Below are 17,872 nucleotides of genomic sequence, written 5' to 3'. Positions count from 1 at the left end.
AGATGTGGAAAGTCTTGGTCGTTGAGGATGAAGCGATCGTACGTCGTTCGATTATTGGTATCATTGATTGGGAAGCGTTTGGTTTCCGAGTCGTCGCCGAAGCGGAGGATGGGGAGCGGGCATTGAAGGAGATGGAGCGTCACCATCCGGACCTCGTCATCAGCGATATCGTGATGCCAAACTTGAACGGACTAGAGCTGTTGCGTCTAGCAAAGGAAAGGAACTTCGACGGGTTATTCATTATGCTCACCGCCATGAATGAATTTGAATATGTTCAGCAGGCACTTGAGTTCGGGGCGACAGGCTACTTACTCAAGTTATCGATGAGTCCCGAGTCGCTGCAAATGACCCTCGACAAAGTAAGCAAGCAACTGACGAAGCAGACTCAAGAACGCTCGTACGCCGAGCTGTACAAGGCTTATCCGAAAGAGTGGGAAGCGATTTTGAACGGCAACCCGCGAGAAAGTAGTCTAGTTGTATCAGAATCCCCGGCAAAGCAGGAGCCTATGGAAGATGCTTGGGGGCATGTCATCATTTGTACGGCGCTGGATGGAGGCGAGGGCTTTGATGCTAAGCTGCTCGATTCTTGGAGGCTTATGGATTGGCACACTCCGCCGCTTGTGCATCAATTTGGCGCACTCGGCATGACGTCGATATTTCTTTGGAGTTCCAAGCCTCCAAGATGGGTAGGCGGCATCCCTCGACCCGGACAGATACCATTCGCTGTTTCATGTTTAGAGAAAGGCGCGTATGCTGCGTTTAAACGCGATTGGCAACTCGTACTCCGGCGGCTTGACACCAGTTGGTATTCGGCCAAACCGGGATGGTTCCGCGTCATACCAGGTGCCGAGGACGCATTGCCGAACGCCTTCTGGCGTGGCGAATCCGAACGGCTGCGTCAACTTGGCCGGTGTGGTCCTTCCGGCATGATGCCGCTCTTGCAGGAGGCTTGGACAGATATGGAAAGAGACCGTATCTCGTGGTACGGCGTAAAGACGTTTGCTCTGCGCGCATTGGATATTATCGCGGATGGTCGCGGTGAGGCGCTTGCTTATCATAAAAGCCAAGTGACTCGGGCTTCCTCGCATGCGCAATGCTTACGTACCATGGAGGCGGCGGTCGATTCGCTGCACAACCTTTCGTTAAGCCGCAAAGGTGAGACCAATCATCCCGAGGTGAATCGGATTATGGTATTTATTCAAGATCACTACGACCATAACATCACTGTTAAGGCGATGGCCGAGATGGTCCAGTTGGACGAGAAGTATTTGAGCGGTTTATTCCATAAAAAGACCGGAAAATCGCTGATTCAATACGTACAGCGCATCCGTGTCGAGAAAGCGAAGGAGATGCTGCGGTTTACGGAGGTACCTGTGAATGAGATCGGGGAACTCGTCGGCTTCTTGAATCCGAACTATTTCTTCCGTACGTTCAAAAAGTGGACCCATCAGACACCCAACGATTACCGTCGCGGAGATTGAAATGATGAGATGTGAGAACACAAGATGCCTTGTCTCCCCCTTTGGAGAACAGGGCTATTTTATTATAGTGGGAATTGTGCATTGAGAAGTGGGATTTGTTCATAGGTCGCTTAAGTCTTGCGTGATACAGTGAAAGCAGGCCAAACAAACTTTCTATGCAAAGGAGGCGACCAATGAACCAGTTACCTATCCATTCAATTCCTTCAGCAGTTTCGAAAATAACAGGCAAGAACAAGAGAGCCCGTCATTTTCGAGTGCTACGTTCTTACAAAACACTCTATCTCATGATGCTGCCCGCAATTATCTACTACATCGTTTATCGGTATGTACCTATGTACGGTGTTGTTATCGCCTTCAAGGATTACAATATCCTAGAGGGGATTGTAAACAGTCCATGGGCGGATCCTTGGTACAAGCATTTTCAGATGTTTTACGAATCGCCTTACTTCAGTCAACTGCTCGTCAATACATTCCTGATCAGCGTCTACAAGCTTATATTCGGCATGTTCCCACCGCTTGTGTTGGCGATTCTGCTCAATGAGTGCCGGGTGCGCTGGTTCAAGTCGGCCGTCCAGACGATCAGCTACATGCCGCACTTCTTATCGTGGGTTATTATTTATGGCATCTGCTTAATGCTGTTGTCAGAGAATTCAGGGATTCTTAACCGCTGGATCGTTGAATCCGGCGGTCAGTCGATACCTTTCCTTACTTCGACGGAGTGGTTCCGCAGCGTGCTGGTAGGCTCGGAAATATGGCAGAATACAGGCTGGAGCGCAATCATCTACCTAGCAGCTATGGCCGGCATCGATCCGACGCTTTATGAAGCTGCCCGGGTCGACGGGGCATCCCGGCTGCGTATGATTTGGCACATTACGTTGCCGGGCATTCGGAACGTGATTGTTCTGCTGCTCATTCTGAAGCTGGGCTCCGTTCTGGATGCGGGATTCGAGCAAATTTACATTTTCTATAACGTTCAAGTATACCCTGTCGCTGATATTCTCGATACTTGGGTGTTCCGGACGGGGCTTGAGCAGTTGAATTTCAGCCTTGCCTCTGCAGTCGGCCTGTTCAAATCGGCCATATGTCTCATTCTCGTACTTGGCTCCAACGCACTTGCGAAGAAATGGGGACAGGGCATATGGTAACGAGTCGCAATGATCGTATATTCAACACTTTCGTCGTCCTGCTGCTTGCGATCGTAGGCCTTTTATGTATAGTCCCATTACTCTATGTCGTCTCTGTCTCCGTAACGCCTTATGTGGAAGTGCTGAAGAATGGCGGATATATCCTCTTCCCGAAGCAGTTCACCTTTACTGCCTACTTGAAAATTTGGGAGACGGCCGGCATTCTCCGCTCCCTGCAAATCACAGTATTTGTTACGATCGTTGGTACCGCAATCAACTTGATCCTGACCCTGCTGCTTGCTTATCCGCTTAGCCGCAAGGGGATGCCATATCGCAATTGGTTTCTGTTGATGATTGTTTTCACGATGTTGTTCAGCGGCGGAACGATTCCGACCTATCTAATCGTCAAGGCAACGGGTTTGCTCAATTCCGTATGGGCGCTCATTCTGCCATCAGCTGTCTGGAGCTTTAACGTACTCATTATGAAGAGCTTCTTCGAACAATTGCCGGAAGAGTTGTTTGAAGCGGCCCGAATGGACGGTGCAAAGGAACTTCGCTTGCTGGTCAGCATAGTCATTCCGCTCGCGATTCCTTCGATTATGACTGTCGGTTTATTCTATGCGGTTGGTCATTGGAATCAATTCTTCTCGGCCATTATGTATATCTCAGATCGAAATCTCCGGCCTCTGCAGGTGGTGGTGAGGGATCTTCTGATGCAGACGCAGAAGCCGCTTGATAACCCGGATGAGCTTGTACCGACTGTTACCATGCAGATGGCTGCCATCGTTGTTGCCAGCGCTCCGATCATCGCCGTTTATCCGTTCTTGCAGAAGCATTTTACCCGAGGCATGCTGCTGGGGTCTGTGAAAGGTTGATTCTGGGTAAAACCGGTACAATACATCCATAATGTAAAAAGGGAAAGGGGAATCATCTATGAGAATCAAATGGGTTATGCCAGCAGCGGCAGCCGTTCTTGCCATGTCACTAGTCGCGACTGGTTGCAGCACGGGAAGAGATGGGAGCGTGGCAAGCAAAGAAAAAGTACCGGCCAATACGGCCCCAGTGAAATTGAAAATTATGCAGGAAGGCTCGGGCGTACCTAGTCCGGAGAACGACATTATCAAGAAGGAGCTTGACAAAAAGCTTGGCATCGATGTGGATATGTCGTATACGCAGGGCATAACGGAATACTTGAATCAGCTCAAGGTGCGGGTTGCGGCAGGCGATTATCCGGATATGATGCTGCTCGACTTAACGACGCTGAATGATTTTTCGCAGAAAGGGATGCTGCTCGACCTGACTCCGTATTTGGACAATAAGCTGAAGCAAGCTAAAGATTTCATGGGCCCTTCTCTTCTAAAGAAAGGCGTAATCAACGGGAAAAATTACGCCATCACCCGGATCGCTGACGTTCCATTTGGTTCTTATTGGATTCGCAAGGATTGGCTGGACAACCTGAAGCTGCAGGTTCCACAAACACTGGACGATTTGATGGCCGTGTCCAAATCGTTTACGGAGAACGACCCGGACGGCAACGGCAAAAAAGATACGTTTGCGATGACCGGCAATGGGATGGATTTCTCCGCCTTCTCACCCATCTTCGGTGCATATGGCGTAGGTTTGCCAGGAGCGTTTTACATCAAGGACGGGAAAGTTGTCGACTCTTATCACGACCCGTCAATGAAGGATGCGCTCGGCTACATTCAGAAGCTGATTTCATCCAACTACGTTGACCCGCAGATTATGACAAACAAGGGAACCATGGGCCGGGATCAAGCGTTCCAAGGCAAAGCGGGTATAGTTTATTCCAGTTGGACGGATATGGGCAAGCAGGAATTCATTAATCAGTACAAGACAATCAATGCGAAAGCCGAGTGGATTCAGATCTCTCCGCCGAAGGGTCCTGGAGGTCAATTCGATAACTCCTTCGATTCCGAAAAGCCGTCTCGTCTGCTCGCGATTCCGAAGTCGCTCGAGAAGCAGCCGGAGAAGCTGCAAAAACTATTCGATCTACTGAATTATGTATCCACCAAAGAAGGCAATCAACTGGTTATGTACGGCATTCAAGACAGACACTACAAGGTAGAGAATGGAAAAATCATGCTGACAGAACTGATGGCCAAGGAAGGTAACTATTTCCATTATTATCAGTTTACTGGTCGTCCGAACGAAGAGTACTTGAAGACTAAGTTTCCGAATGAGGAGCCGATGATCAAATTCTCATTATCGCTCGCACGAATCAAAAGCTTCGGGAGTTCGGTCTTGCCTCCTGCAGGCCACAACGCTGCTGATGCTGGTCGTTTCGCAAACGAGGAGCTAATCAAATTCCTTTATAGCAAGCGCTCGCTCGCCGAATATCCAGAATTCCTCAATACGCTGGATACTACTTTCAAATACAAATTATTGCAAGACGAAGCTCAGAAGCGAGCTAAGGAACTGGAGTTGATCAAGTAAGTCACGCAACCCTTGGCGTCCAAGCTTAGTCAGTCACTTAGCGTCGGCTAAGCTTGGTCAAATGGGCAAATATCAAATACAAGGGGTGTATATGATGTTGAAAAGTGCAAAATTGGTATGCTGTCTAGTTGTTGCGATGACAGTAATTGCAGCTTCCTTCATGGGAGTCAGTCCTGTGAAAGCGGCTTCGTTGACGATTGTGCAGAGCGTGATGGGCAATATATTCTATGAAAATGATGCGAAGACATTTAATGTGCAAACAGACGGAGCCTCAGTCGATTGGTCGTACACAGATTATTGGGGTACCACAGTGGAAAGTGGAACCACGCTAGTCAGTTCCGGATCCGCTATCATTACAGTAAATCCGAACAAGTACGGCTGGTTTCAGCTGCTCGTCAAAGCAAAAGACAGCAGCGGCGCCGCACTCCTTCAGACGGAAACCTCTTTCGCCGTCGTATCGAACTTCGATCTTAATCAAGTGACTAGCTCCCATTTCTCCGTGCAGACACATGCAGCCCGGACCGATGGAATCGCTCAAGATGCTTCCGTTTTGCTGCCTATTGCGAAGAAACTAGGGGTTAAATATGTCAGAGACTCTTTCCGATGGTCCGATATTGAAGATACGACCAAAGGAATCTATAACTTCAAATCGTTTCACAATAATTTTATGAATACGCTTACCGCAAATAATCTGTCTATGATCTTTACGGCTGCATTGAATAATCCTTTGTATGATAATGGCAATTTCCCAACAAGTACGGAAGCACTTGCAGCTTACGCCAATTACGCCAAAACGGCTGTTCAAAGGTTTCCGAGTCAAATCAAATGGATGGAAGTATGGAATGAGCCAGACATTAAAACCTACACAATGGGACTGACACCGGAACAGCGGCCAGGAGCGTACTTCGAGCTGTTGAAAGCGACTTATCCCGTCGTTAAGAATGCAGCTCCAACTCTTCCTATTATAGGCGGCGTAGTTGCAAGTACATACCAGGCTAATGCATCATTCCCGAATACCTTATTCAGCTTAGGCGGGCTGAGTTACATGGATCAGTTCTCGTTTCACAACTATAATACGGACCCCAATATTCTAGCGGGCGACATAACTGATTTCAATAATCGTATCAATTTTTACAATAACAACGTGACCATTCCCATGAATATGACAGAGTATGGCATATCTACGGCAAATTTCTCCGAAGAATTCCAAGCATACCGGCAAGCTCAGAAAACGATTCTCGGCTACGCGAACGGTCTGAACCTGATGAGTTCCTATAATCTGCAAGACAAAATATATGATCCGACGAACGTGGATAATAGTCGCGGTCTCGTGAGAAATCCGAAAGATCCGAAAGGCGCATATGCGCCGAAGAAGGCTTTCTCTACGTATGCCGCATTAACGAGACAGTTGTCGAATACGACTTTTAGCAGTGCAGACAAACTCAGCAACTCTTCGATCGCTAGTTACACTTTTACGAAGGGCGCCGAAACGATTAGGACGATGTGGACGACCGATGGTACGGCGCAAGGTGTGTCTCTTCACACCAACAGTTCGATTATGGTTACCGATATCATGGGGAATTCGAGCAAGCGTACGCCTGTTAACGGTATTATCCAATTGACATTAACCCAAAATGTTCAATATATCAAAGGGAATGTCACCCGTGTCGTTCCAAATGTATCAACAGGGACGGTGACCACAGCTGAAGTAGAAGGCTTGCCGACTACCGTTTCATCCGGAGACAGCCATACTCTGATTACGGGAACGGCGGGCAGCTACAGCGGAACCGGCGCCGATAAGCTGAGTGCGAATGCAGTGGATGACTACGTTACTTATGCAGTTTATATCCCACAGCCGGGCGCTTACGACATCAAAGTAAAATCCATACGTTTTAGCGATCGAGGCACGTACCAACTCGTGATCGATGGAATGAGTGTCGGAAGTAGGCAGGATGAATACCGGTCTTCTACTCTTTCTACGGAGACGGATCTCGGTAACTACTATTTCGGTACGGCGGGCAATAAGGAATTCAAATTCCAGATTGTCGGCAAGAATGCCAACAGCTCGGGATACACGTTACTGTTGGACTATGTCAAGCTAACCAAGTTGAGCGTGGATCAAGATATTATCGTAGACAATACCGACAGTGGAGCTACCTTCCATTCAAGATGGTCTACGAGCGACAAGCCGAAAGGGTATTATGGAACGGATTATGCTCATCACAAATCTACTTCGAAAGACCTGAAGAGCTGGGCCATGTGGACGCCCGACATTCCGCTTGAAGGGGATTACAAGCTTTATATGTGGTGGCCCTCCGGACCGAACAGGGCGGATGCCGCTCCATTGATTATTCAATACGGTGCCAGCACGGACACCGGCCAGACCGTGAATCAGAAGGTTGGTGGCGGGACGTGGAATTTAATCGGAACTTATCACTTGATGCCGGGAAGTGGGAACTATGTGAAAGTCAGTGGAGCCGACGATGGCTTCACGATTGCCGACGCTGTTAGGTTCGAGTGGGTTCACTAATCAATTGAAAGATTTTTTCGGAGACTATGGAAAAAAGGAGAGCACTCGGAATGTCGCGTAAATTGAAGCTTGGCGTTGTTGGAACAGGTAACATTTTCAGGTCAGCGCACTTGCCTGCCTGGTTGGAGCATCCAGAAATTGAGGTCGTCGCCCTGTGCGACGTTGTACAGGAGCGGGCGCAAAAGCTTGCTGACGAACACGGCATCGCCCTCGTGTATACGAATTATCGGGAACTGCTGCGACATGGGGACATTGATGCTGTTGATATTTGTACGCCGAATCATTACCATTCGGAGGTGGCGGTGGCGGCCCTTAAGGCTGGTATACACGTGTTCTGCGAAAAGCCGGATGCCGTCAATCCAGAGAAAGCAGAAGAAATGGCTGATGCAGCTGCGGCTAGCGGCAAAGTACTAATGACGATGCGGAATAATCGTTTCACGCCGGCTTCCCAGTATTTGAAACGATACATCAATGAAGGCCATATGGGTGAAATTTATACCGGCCGTTGCGGGTGGCTTCGCCGCCGAGGCATTCCGGCAAGGGCGGCTGGTTCACGACCAAGGAGCTGTCCGGCGGCGGTCCGCTGATCGATCTCGGCGTTCACTATATCGACCTTGCTTTGTGGATGATGGGGAACCCGAAGCCGGTCGCCGTCTCCGGAGCCACTTACTGCAAGTTTGCGGGAACGGACTTGTCCGATTCCGAGAATAGCCAATTTGGGGAGAAGAAGGAGGAAGGCACGTTCAATGTCGAAGACTTGGCGATCAGGTTCATCCGCTTTGACAATAACGTGACCTTGCAGATTGAATTCAGTTGGGCCTCGAACGTGCAGGAAGAAGGGACATTCCTCGAGCTGCGTGGCACCAGGGCCGGAGCAAGCATTGTGAAGGGGGAGCTAAAACTGTTCGGGGAAACGGCTGGCCAGCTCGTCAATATCCAGCCGATAATGGGAAATCGCAGAGTTGATGCGCACGGCGAACATATCAAACATTTTGTCCAAGTCATACAGGGTCGGGAGGAGCCGATTTTGATTCCTCAGTACGGCGTCGATATGATAAAAATATTAACTGCGCTGTACCGATCCGCCGAACTGGGTGCGGAAGTCAGATTGTAATCAAACCTATATTGGGAAACTATTTGATGCGTAGGAAGAACATTCAATAATGTGGAAAATCCGTTCCTCCACGATACGAAATAAGTAAGATCTGTCAATTTATTAGAAGGATTGTTAATCCGTCGTAACCGCCGCCAATATAATAAATTTGAAATAATCGCAGCAATGAAAAAGAGGCGATCATAAAGGGGACATGTGGTGTGAATCATAAGCTTGCCGTACAACTATACACGCTGAGAGAGGCTTGCCAAGCAGATTTCCCGGGCGTTCTGAGAGAATTAAAGAGGCAGGGGTGGGCGGGTGTACAGTTCGCTGGATTTTACGATTACGATCCGATGGAGCTGAAGGCTGTTCTGCGAGAAACGGGATTGAAGACTGCGGGGCTTCACGTCAGTTTGGACGATATCGTGCATCACACGGACAAGGTGGTATCGGACGCACGTTTGTTCGGCACGTCAGATATCGTTTGTCCTTTTATTAAGCCGCCTCTGCGACATAAAGAAGGGTATGTGGAGATCAAACAACAGCTGAATCGAGTTGCAAATCAATGGAAGGACGAAGGATTTCGAATCAGCTACCATAATCATGCCTTCGAACTTGAAACGATGATTAATGGCCAATCTGCACTGGCCTACATGTTGGATCCTGCTTCCGATAATCGCATCCTCGCGGAAATCGACGTGTATTGGATTCAGAAGGCGGGGCTTGATCCGTTTGAATTCATCCAGCCGTATGCAGGTCGGATGCCGATAGTCCATCTGAAGGATATGACAGACGACGAAGAGCAGACCTTTGCGGAAATCAGCACGGGAGTGATTGATTTTGTCCCGATTTTGAAATGGGGAGAAGCCTTCGGCGTGGAATGGTATGTGGTGGAGCAGGACATGTGCCGGACGGATCCGATGGGATGCGTGTCAACTAGTTATACAAATCTGACAAATCTAATTGCCAAAATTGGATTAGCAAATCGAAAACTTTAGTTGAGTGAGACCTATAAATACAAGTTTGTAATAAGTACTTTGGGTAGTGTTGAGTTTGTCTTACATTCCGTTTAATGATATTGTTGATGCTCTGACTGAAGTTAATAAAGCTCAAAAGCAATTATTGGTGCAGATCCTGCAAGAGTCTTCTGCCAATGAATTGCAGCAGAGCACTAGAAAATTAACGACTTGGATGACATTCGTGAATCTCGGCTTCGGGACGAACTGTGCTGCCCCTACTGTGAGGCACGGGCACCATTTAAGATAAACGGAACGTACAAGGGAAGACAGGGCTTTCTTTGCCAATCTTGCAAGCGAATCTTTAATGATTTAACAAATACCCCTATTCATCGAACCCATTACCCAGATCAATGGGTAAACTATTTGGCAGCTATGGAACAAGGACTCACCATTCGCAAATGTACTAAACGAGCAGGCATTTCCGTACCAACAACCTTTACATGGCGACACATAATTCCTCATGGCTTTTTCAGATCAAGGATTAGTCTTTGGAAGGCGTTGCCGAGGCAGACGAAATTTACATTCGTCATCTTGAAAAGGGGAGTCTAAAGTTGAACCGGAAACCGCGCAAACGAGGTGGAGCGGCCGCCAGTAATGGAATTGCCAATGAATAAGTATGTATTTTTGTAGCGCGTGATCATTCAAAGGAACCGATCAGTGAGGTTATAAAATTTGAACGTATGGGCTCCGTCATTTTCGATCGGGTCTAAAGTTATTTTCTGTTCGGATCAGGACCCGATATTTAATAAATACCGTAAAGGGAAAAAAATGAAACACAAGATGGATTGCCCTACAAAACGATATATATGACGAAGGAAAACTATCGCATCCGGCACCCCATCCAAGCCAATTGTAAAGGCCGAGTGTTACCTGCACTCGGCCTTCCTAATGTATTGTAACACAATAAGTTATAGATTCAACTATCAACGAGTATACAACACTCGGAAAACATCTTTTCCGACTTCTTGTTTTCACGCTGTTCCGTTTTAAATAAAGTCATGCGGTTGTTAAAAAGTTTCATCGTTTTACCCCTTTAGATTATATTTGTCTAAAGGGGTGTTTTTATGTCCAAAAAAAACTAGAACATCTTAAGTTGAAAAGCGGTTAAAAAGAATATTTTGTTTTCTATCGAACGACTCTTCAAAGTAGAGGTGAAATTCAAGCACTAATGGACTTCAGAATTAGCATAGGAAAAGTTAGCAAGATGTATGGAATAAGCTTAGATACGTTACGACATTACGATAAAATCGGAATTTTAAAACCCATTGTAGATGAAACAAACGGATATCGTTACTACTCATTGGAGCATTTGGATTTGCTTGAACACATATTAGTGGGAAAGTATTTAGAAATTCCTCTCAAAAAAAATGAAAAATGTATTTCAGCAAGAGGACATCAATCAATATACAAGTTTGATTGAAAAACAAGAAGAAATGATAGAGGGAAAAATTCAACAGCTTCAACGAATGAAGAAATATATCAATCAATTAAAAAAAAATGATCTGTGAAATTTCCGATTTTAAAAAGGAGAGATGATTTCAGTGAATTGTTGATAGAAAATGTTAATTTTACTTTATATTACATTCGGTTACCCGAATTGATTGAGCATTTTATGAAGCTTAAATCTGAATTGAGCCCTTATAAAGTAGAGAATTATGTTCCCTTTTACAGAAATGCAGCAGGTAAAATAATGGAAAACAAAGATTGTTTATTATTTTCCATTTATTCAGAAGAAAAAAATCTTATAGAACAAGTAACCGTAACCAATTTAGAAGCCAGACATTGTAGTGGACAATGCGTAAAAGCAAAATTCTATGGAACTAAAGCAGAGTTGGAAGAGTACCTGCATAAACTAGTTTCATATTTTCATGCTGATAAAGAGAATGTTGAAGTGTTAGTCAATTATGAATTCTGCCTTCTTCATAAAAATTTTGCAGATAATGAATATTTCGTAGAGATATTATTATTCAGTTAAAAAGAGCGGATGTATTGACCCTTGAGTTACTCAAGGGTTTATTGTTTTTATTAGGAGGATGGTTCATTGATAAAGACATGAGAAAGGAATGATCAGATCGTGACTACTACGGTTCAAATTAGAAGAATCATTGCCTGTATACTGGCATTGATCATATTCTTCGACTATGAGGCTGCTTCAACATATGCATACTCGGAAAAAGAAATTAGTCATACGCTTAAATCAGAAGAAATACAGAATATTATTCTCGAATCCATGAAAGGGAATCAGTCTCCAGGATCTGCAATAACGGTTGCTAATGGGGAAAAGGTAGTACATGAACAGTATGGATTCAGCAATGTAAGGAAAAAGACTCCAATCACGAAAGATACATTATTTGAGCTGGGTTCGACCACAAAAGCATTTACCGCATTGGCCATGCTGATACTTGATGACGAAGGAGTCATATCTCTTGAAGATCGTATATCAAAATATGTACCGTGGTTTAATGTGAACTATAACGGAAAAAATGTAGAAATTACGATTGAGCAATTGATACACCATTCAAGCGGTCTTCCCGAAAAAACAATAAACCATTTTCCAGAGGGAACTTCTCATGATCTCCTTGAAAAAACAGTTCGGCTGACAGATGGAATTCCATTGAATTTTTACCCGGGAACGGATTTTGAATATGCTAATATTGGATATGATTTACTTGCATACATTCTTGAAGTGGTGACGAAGAAAAAATATGAAGATTTTGTTGAAGAAAAAATATTACTGCCGTTGGGAATGCATAGTAGTTATTTTGACTTGGATGAAGCCAAAAAAACTGGAAATATGGCTCAAGGATATTCACCATTCTTCAACAGAGCAGTTGAATATGATGCACCCAGGTATCAAGGTTCTTTAGCGGATGGTTACCTCATCACTTCTTCAAAAGATATGGGAATTTGGTTAAATGCACAATTAGGGAGAGGGGATTTTCCTGAACAACTGGCACGCCTTATTAAAAAATCCCACGCGATCGATAATGATATAGTGGCAGGGGAATTTGAGGGAAAACCATTATATTATTCATATGGGTGGATTGTATCAGAAGATGGGGCATATATTACTCACAGTGGAGAAAATCCAAGCTTTACCTCAAATATCATCATCCTCCCGAAAAAAGAAATAGCGATTGGCGTACAGTCTAACAGTCCAGGAAGCCAGACAATCAATATTTCGCAAAATATTATGAAGCATCTGAATGATGAACCATTAGTGGGTATTACCTATAGTCAAGGGCTTTTAGATAAAATTTTTAGCATAGGCATAATCGCATTGATTACATTAATTTTCCTGGCAATAGTTTTAATTAGGACGATGAAAAGACGTATTCATTTAAAAAGTGAGAGTGTGCTTAAAAAAAGGAAAAATTTTTTGTTGGTTGTAAAATTGCTGATCGGACTTTCTTTTATGATCATGCTGGCTGTATGGCCATATATAATAGATTATTCTTTTCATATGGTTTTCGTGTGGATGCCATTGACTCTAATTATTTTTAATGTACTATGCTTTATCTTGGTGATATTGTTTTTTTATTTCATCAATCATGAGGTTTCAGCTGATAAAGGATATGGATCTAAAGAATTAGTCGAGATTAATGTATCAAATACGGATTTTTCAAGGTGGTTTAGGCTATGTCCGTTCACTTCGATTAACAACTTATATATAAGCAGCCAGGATCAACCATAATTAGCTGTAATTCATAGTTTACAACTCTGCCGATAAGGACTAGAATGTAAGAGTATTAATTAAACTTCGTTCAATCGGGATGATGCATCCCCCTTGAACCCAGTATATGGGTTCTTAGCTCAGTTGGCAGAGCAGTTGACTCTTAATCATCAGGTCGAGGGTTCGACCCCCTCAGAACCCATCAGATATGTAATCCAAACGGCAGAAATGCCGTTTTTTTGTTTTTGGAGTGTTTAGAAGCACGCAGGATGTAACTCGGGTCATTCGTTTTTTGTAAGAGGAGCGGTCGGATTTCTTTTCCGGCAACATCATGCATGTGTCCGGCGGGCTCGACCGATCCGAGGCCCATATCGTCAAGCTTACTAAGCCGAAAGAACGGCTTTCTCGGAAAATGGGTTTTTAAAAGATTTTGTTTTGAACAACCTTTCTAGTAAGGGTATATAATGCATTATGCTGGAACTGAATGCCCCTGTCCTGCCAAGAGCGCGGTGAGCCGCGATTATCAGCCGGATGGAGGGCGTTTTTTTCATATCGCATGAGATGAGCAGGTGGTAGACGAAAGATGAGCAGACTGACCAAAGAATTGGCGCAGGACATTGTGACGCGGACGATGCAAGTCATCCACTATAACGTGAACGTCATGGATGAACGCGGACGGATTATCGGTTCCGGAGACCGCTCGCGCTTAAATCAAAAGCATGAAGGGGCACTCATTGCAATTGAGCGGAAGGGGCGCTTCGAGATCGACGAGGAGAGCGCACGAAAGCTGCAAGGGGTGCAGCCAGGCACCAATCTGGCGATTCAGTTCCAGGGCGAAGTCGTGGGCGTCATCGGCATTACCGGAGATCCGAACGAGGTGACCAAATACGGCGAGCTGGTGAAAATGACCGCGGAAATGTACCTGGAGCAAGCCGATCTGATGGAAAAAGCCCAATGGGACAAGCGAATGAAGGAGGATTTCCTGTTGTCCGTCATTCACGCGGACGGCAAAGATAACGATATGCTGCGGCTTCAGGCGGAACGGATCGGTTTCAATCCGGACCGGACGCGCGTTGCATGCATTATGGAACTTACCGGAACAGAGAGCACGGATGCGCTGTCTACGCTCAAGCGGGTGGTCGAGCTGCTGGAGGGGCGGCCCGCCATCGACCTGATCGCTATCCGCAATACGCGCCAAATCGTGCTGTTCAAGCCGCATCTGCATCCCCGCGAGCCCGGAGCCGATATATGCGAAGGCATCGCCCGCATCCGCAGGCTGCTGGAAGAGAAACGGATCGCGCCGCTCCGCATTGCCGTCGGAAAGGCGTATTCCGGCATCGGCGGCTTGATCGCGTCCTATCGTTCCGCACAAGATACAATGCGGGCGGGCCTGGCCATTTTTCCTGAGCAGACGGTATATTATAGCGAAGATATGCCGAATGAGACAGCTGCGGCCAATGTCAAGCCATCATGGATAGGGGAAGAACTGCGGCGGCTATGGCAGCGGTTTGCGCTAGAGGACAAAAACGGGGAGCTTCAGCAGACGCTGCAGGCTTATTATGAGGAGAACGGCGAACAGCAGCACATCGCGGAGCGGTTGGCCATTCACCGCAACACGCTTCGTTACCGTCTGCAGCGCATTCATGAAGCGACCGGCAAGGACCCGAAGCATTTTCGCGACTTATATACGCTGATGACCGCCCGATGGTTAAGCGCCTTAGGGGACAAAGAGAACGAGAGCAGTGTCTGAGCGGCTTGGCATCCATTGTGCATTTGAACAAAAAACATGCTGAATAAAGCGCTAAATTTCATTTTTATGCATGATGAAGCGCTTACAAGTTACAGGTACAGTAATAGTACAAGGATTTGATATAACACCTTAGGGGGAGTTCACTATGGACGTATCTGTAACGGTGCTCGGTGCTTTGACGGCATTGGTCGTAGCCATTGTGTTGATATTGAGAAAAGTTCCGCCAGCGTACGGCATGATGATTGGCGCGCTGGCCGGCGGGATCGTCGGCGGCATCGGTCTGGTCGATTCCGTGAACCTGATGATGGATGGCGCCAAGGGCATGGTCCCGGCCGTACTGCGTATCCTGGCGGCCGGCGTACTGGCGGGCGTCCTGATTGAATCGGGCGGAGCCAAGACGATTGCCGAGACGCTGGTTCGCAAGGTCGGCGAAACGCGCGCCCTGTTCGCTCTGGCGTTCGCGACGATGGTGCTGACGGCGGTCGGCGTCTTCATCGACGTCGCGGTCATCACGGTGGCGCCGATTGCGCTCGCGATCGCGCAGCGAGCCGGCTTGTCCCGCATGGCGATCCTGCTCGCCATGATCGGCGGCGGCAAGGCCGGCAACATCATGTCGCCGAATCCGAACGCCATCTCGGCGGCGGAAGCCTTCAACATCCCGCTGACATCGATGATGATGGCGGGCATCATCCCGGCTTTGGTTGGGCTGGTTGTCACCTATCTCATCGCGAAGCGGCTGACGAAGAAGGGCACGATGATTGCCGCTGAAGAAAGCGTTGACAATGGCGAGCTGCAGCTTCCCAGCTTCCTGGCGGCGATGATGGCGCCGCTCACGGCAATTGTGCTGCTGGCGCTGCGCCCGCTGGCCGGCATCGTCATCGATCCGATTATCGCTTTGCCCGTCGGCGGTTTCGTTGGCGCCTTGTGCATGGGCCGCATCAAGCATATCAACCAATACGCGATATCGGGCCTGGGCAAAATGACAGGCGTAGCCGTTATGCTGCTCGGGACGGGGACGTTGGCAGGCATCATATCGAACTCGAAATTGAAAGATGTCATCATCGACAGCCTGGCCTCTTCCGGCCTGCCGGCTTACCTGCTTGCCCCGATTAGCGGCGCGTTCATGTCCTTGGCCACTGCCTCGACGACGGCAGGCACGGCAGTCGCAAGCTCGGTGTTCGGCCCGACGATTATGGAGCTTGGCGTCGCTTCCCTGGGTGCGGCGGCCATGATTCATGCCGGTGCGACCGTCTTCGACCATATGCCGCACGGCAGCTTCTTCCACGCGACGGGCGGAAGCGTTAACATGGGGATGAAGGAGCGGCTGCGCATCATTCCGTATGAGACGGCGATCGGTCTCGTGCTGGCGATCGTTTCGACATTGGTGTTCGGCGTATTCGGTTGGTTCCTGTAACCCGGGATTGCAACGGGGACAGCAGTTAGTCATAGTCTAAGGTTTGATGGAGAGGGAGTGGAGAGAAATGAAGGTTGTCATTGCTCCGGACTCATTTAAAGAGAGCTTGTCCGCCATGGAGGCATGCCATGCGATAGAGAAAGGATGGCGCCAGGTTTACCCTGAAGCGGAGATCGTTCACGTGCCGATGGCTGACGGCGGAGAAGGCACGGTCCGGTCCTTGGTCGATGCCACGGGCGGACGATTGATCCACCGCGAAGTGACGGGACCGCTCGGGACGCCCGTGGCCGCGTTCTACGGCTTGCTTGGCGACGGGAAGACGGCGGTCATCGAGATGGCGGCCGCCTCGGGTCTTGCGCTCGTGCCGCCTACGCAGCGCAACCCGCTCGCGACGACGACGCGAGGCACCGGCGAGTTGATTCAGTCTGCGCTGGATGAAGGCGTCGGCACGATTATTCTCGGCCTGGGCGGCAGCGCCACGAACGACGGCGGCGCAGGCATGGCGCAGGCGCTGGGCGTGCGGCTGCTTGACGACGACGGCGCGGAAATCGGCCATGGCGGCGGTGAACTTCACCGCTTAGCCCGCATCGACGTGAGCGGAGCCGATCCGCGGTTGAAGGAGGTGGCCTTCGTGGCCGCCTGCGATGTGGATAATCCGCTGACCGGCGAGCGGGGGGGCCTCGGCCGTATTCGGCCCTCAGAAAGGCGCCGGGCCGGACATGGTGCGGCTGCTCGACGGCAATCTCGCCCATTTTGCGTCGATGATTAAGGCCTGCTTGGGCCGGGATGTGGCCGGGATTCCCGGCGCGGGCGCAGCCGGTGGGCTCGGCGCGGGCGTGCTGGCTTTTTTGGACGCCGAGCTGAAGCGGGGCGTCGATATCGTCATTGAAGCGACCGGGCTCGCTTCGCATGTCGAGGATGCGGATCTCGTCATTACGGGAGAAGGCCGCATCGATAGCCAGACGATTTACGGCAAGACGCCAATAGGCGTAGCCAAAACGGCCAAGCGTTATGGCGTGCCGGTCATCGGCATCGCGGGCTCATTGGCGGACGGGCATGAAGTGGTGCATGAGCACGGCATCGATATGGTGTTCACGATCGTGCCTGGCGTATGCAGCCTGGAGGAAGCGATGCGACTAGCCGCTGCCAACATGGAGCGCACGGCCCGCAACATTGCGAAGACATTGCGATTCGGCGGCAATCTGCAAAAATAGTGAAAGTGGCATAAGGCGGCTGCTTTGTTGTTGGAAGGCGCCGCCTCGAGCGTTGCTGCCGTCCGCATGAGAAATGTCCATACGTATTTATAAGCACACCGAGGCTCTGTCCCGGTG

The 17,872-nt window shown here is 48.3% G+C and carries 14 protein-coding genes, 1 tRNA gene and 1 pseudogene; all 16 read left to right on the top strand.

What is annotated here, in order from left to right:
- Positions 1-2: 2 nt before the first annotated feature.
- The 16 genes and pseudogenes from XI25_RS31355 (at position 3) to XI25_RS15640 (ending at position 17,755) form a co-directional block, all read left to right on the top strand.
- Entirely contained in the window at positions 3-1,481 is a 1,479-nt protein-coding gene (locus XI25_RS31355; protein ID WP_052759622.1) for a response regulator transcription factor, read from the top strand.
- A gap of 284 nt (positions 1,482-1,765) precedes the next feature.
- The gene (locus XI25_RS15695) at positions 1,766-2,626 is read left to right on the top strand and encodes an ABC transporter permease (RefSeq protein WP_235439914.1); all 861 of its coding nucleotides are present in this window, start codon (positions 1,766-1,768) and stop codon (positions 2,624-2,626) included.
- Positions 2,620-3,480 (top strand): carbohydrate ABC transporter permease, encoded by an 861-nt coding sequence (locus XI25_RS15690; RefSeq protein WP_046679406.1) that lies wholly within the window; start codon positions 2,620-2,622, stop codon positions 3,478-3,480. Before XI25_RS15695 ends, XI25_RS15690 begins: the two co-directional genes overlap by 7 nt.
- Positions 3,481-3,538: 58 nt before the next feature.
- The gene (locus XI25_RS15685) at positions 3,539-5,059 is read left to right on the top strand and encodes an extracellular solute-binding protein (protein WP_046679405.1); all 1,521 of its coding nucleotides are present in this window, start codon (positions 3,539-3,541) and stop codon (positions 5,057-5,059) included.
- Positions 5,060-5,234: 175 nt separating this feature from the next.
- Entirely contained in the window at positions 5,235-7,589 is a 2,355-nt protein-coding gene (locus tag XI25_RS15680; RefSeq protein WP_160308924.1) for a family 1 glycosylhydrolase, read from the top strand.
- A gap of 50 nt (positions 7,590-7,639) precedes the next feature.
- Positions 7,640-8,176: a Gfo/Idh/MocA family protein gene (locus tag XI25_RS34730; protein ID WP_235439909.1), complete on the top strand. Its 537-nt coding sequence runs from the start codon at positions 7,640-7,642 to the stop codon at positions 8,174-8,176.
- Positions 8,101-8,703 (top strand): Gfo/Idh/MocA family protein, encoded by a 603-nt coding sequence (locus XI25_RS34725; RefSeq protein WP_235439908.1) that lies wholly within the window; start codon positions 8,101-8,103, stop codon positions 8,701-8,703. The genes XI25_RS34730 and XI25_RS34725 overlap by 76 nt, the downstream gene beginning before the upstream one ends.
- Positions 8,704-8,903: 200 nt before the next feature.
- Positions 8,904-9,683: a sugar phosphate isomerase/epimerase family protein gene (locus XI25_RS15670; RefSeq protein WP_046679403.1), complete on the top strand. Its 780-nt coding sequence runs from the start codon at positions 8,904-8,906 to the stop codon at positions 9,681-9,683.
- Between the two features lie 189 nt (positions 9,684-9,872).
- Positions 9,873-10,253, top strand: coding sequence for a transposase (locus tag XI25_RS36920; protein ID WP_442950400.1), 381 nt, complete (start codon positions 9,873-9,875; stop codon positions 10,251-10,253).
- A 619-nt stretch (positions 10,254-10,872) separates the two neighbouring features.
- Positions 10,873-11,124, top strand: a complete 252-nt coding sequence (locus XI25_RS32210) for a MerR family DNA-binding transcriptional regulator (RefSeq protein WP_082112386.1) — start codon at positions 10,873-10,875, stop codon at positions 11,122-11,124.
- Positions 11,125-11,394: 270 nt separating this feature from the next.
- On the top strand, positions 11,395-11,679 hold the full coding sequence (locus XI25_RS15665; RefSeq protein ID WP_152669145.1) for a hypothetical protein: 285 nt from the start codon (positions 11,395-11,397) through the stop codon (positions 11,677-11,679).
- Between the two features lie 99 nt (positions 11,680-11,778).
- Complete coding sequence (locus XI25_RS15660; RefSeq protein WP_235439907.1) at positions 11,779-13,398, top strand: class A beta-lactamase-related serine hydrolase; 1,620 nt, start codon at positions 11,779-11,781, stop codon at positions 13,396-13,398.
- A gap of 108 nt (positions 13,399-13,506) precedes the next feature.
- Positions 13,507-13,579: transfer RNA gene (locus tag XI25_RS15655), tRNA-Lys, on the top strand.
- 381 nt (positions 13,580-13,960) lie between these two features.
- Positions 13,961-15,127, top strand: coding sequence for a sugar diacid recognition domain-containing protein (locus XI25_RS15650; RefSeq protein WP_046679401.1), 1,167 nt, complete (start codon positions 13,961-13,963; stop codon positions 15,125-15,127).
- Positions 15,128-15,272: 145 nt separating this feature from the next.
- Entirely contained in the window at positions 15,273-16,541 is a 1,269-nt protein-coding gene (locus XI25_RS15645) for a GntP family permease (protein WP_046679400.1), read from the top strand.
- 67 nt (positions 16,542-16,608) lie between these two features.
- A pseudogene (locus XI25_RS15640) lies at positions 16,609-17,755 on the top strand (glycerate kinase).
- The last annotated feature ends 117 nt before the right edge of the window (positions 17,756-17,872 follow it).

Origin of the sequence: Paenibacillus sp. DMB20, from assembly GCF_000987955.1 — a bacterium.
In the GTDB taxonomy this organism is placed as follows: Bacteria; Bacillota; Bacilli; order Paenibacillales; family Paenibacillaceae; genus Paenibacillus_AQ.
This window is presented reverse-complemented; position numbering and strand designations above follow the sequence as displayed.

Bases quoted from the DNA above. Each gene is read 5' to 3' on its own strand.
- XI25_RS31355 (WP_052759622.1), top strand. From the start codon at position 3: ATGTGGAAAGTCTTGGTCGTTGAGGATGAAGCGATCGTACGTCGTTCG.
- XI25_RS34730 (WP_235439909.1), top strand. From the start codon at position 7,640: ATGTCGCGTAAATTGAAGCTTGGCGTTGTTGGAACAGGTAACATTTTC.
- XI25_RS15645 (WP_046679400.1), top strand. From the start codon at position 15,273: ATGGACGTATCTGTAACGGTGCTCGGTGCTTTGACGGCATTGGTCGTA.
- XI25_RS15665 (WP_152669145.1), top strand. From the start codon at position 11,395: ATGGAAAACAAAGATTGTTTATTATTTTCCATTTATTCAGAAGAAAAA.
- XI25_RS15685 (WP_046679405.1), top strand. From the start codon at position 3,539: ATGAGAATCAAATGGGTTATGCCAGCAGCGGCAGCCGTTCTTGCCATG.
- XI25_RS15695 (WP_235439914.1), top strand. From the start codon at position 1,766: ATGATGCTGCCCGCAATTATCTACTACATCGTTTATCGGTATGTACCT.
- XI25_RS15650 (WP_046679401.1), top strand. From the start codon at position 13,961: ATGAGCAGACTGACCAAAGAATTGGCGCAGGACATTGTGACGCGGACG.
- XI25_RS32210 (WP_082112386.1), top strand. From the start codon at position 10,873: ATGGACTTCAGAATTAGCATAGGAAAAGTTAGCAAGATGTATGGAATA.
- XI25_RS15690 (WP_046679406.1), top strand. From the start codon at position 2,620: ATGGTAACGAGTCGCAATGATCGTATATTCAACACTTTCGTCGTCCTG.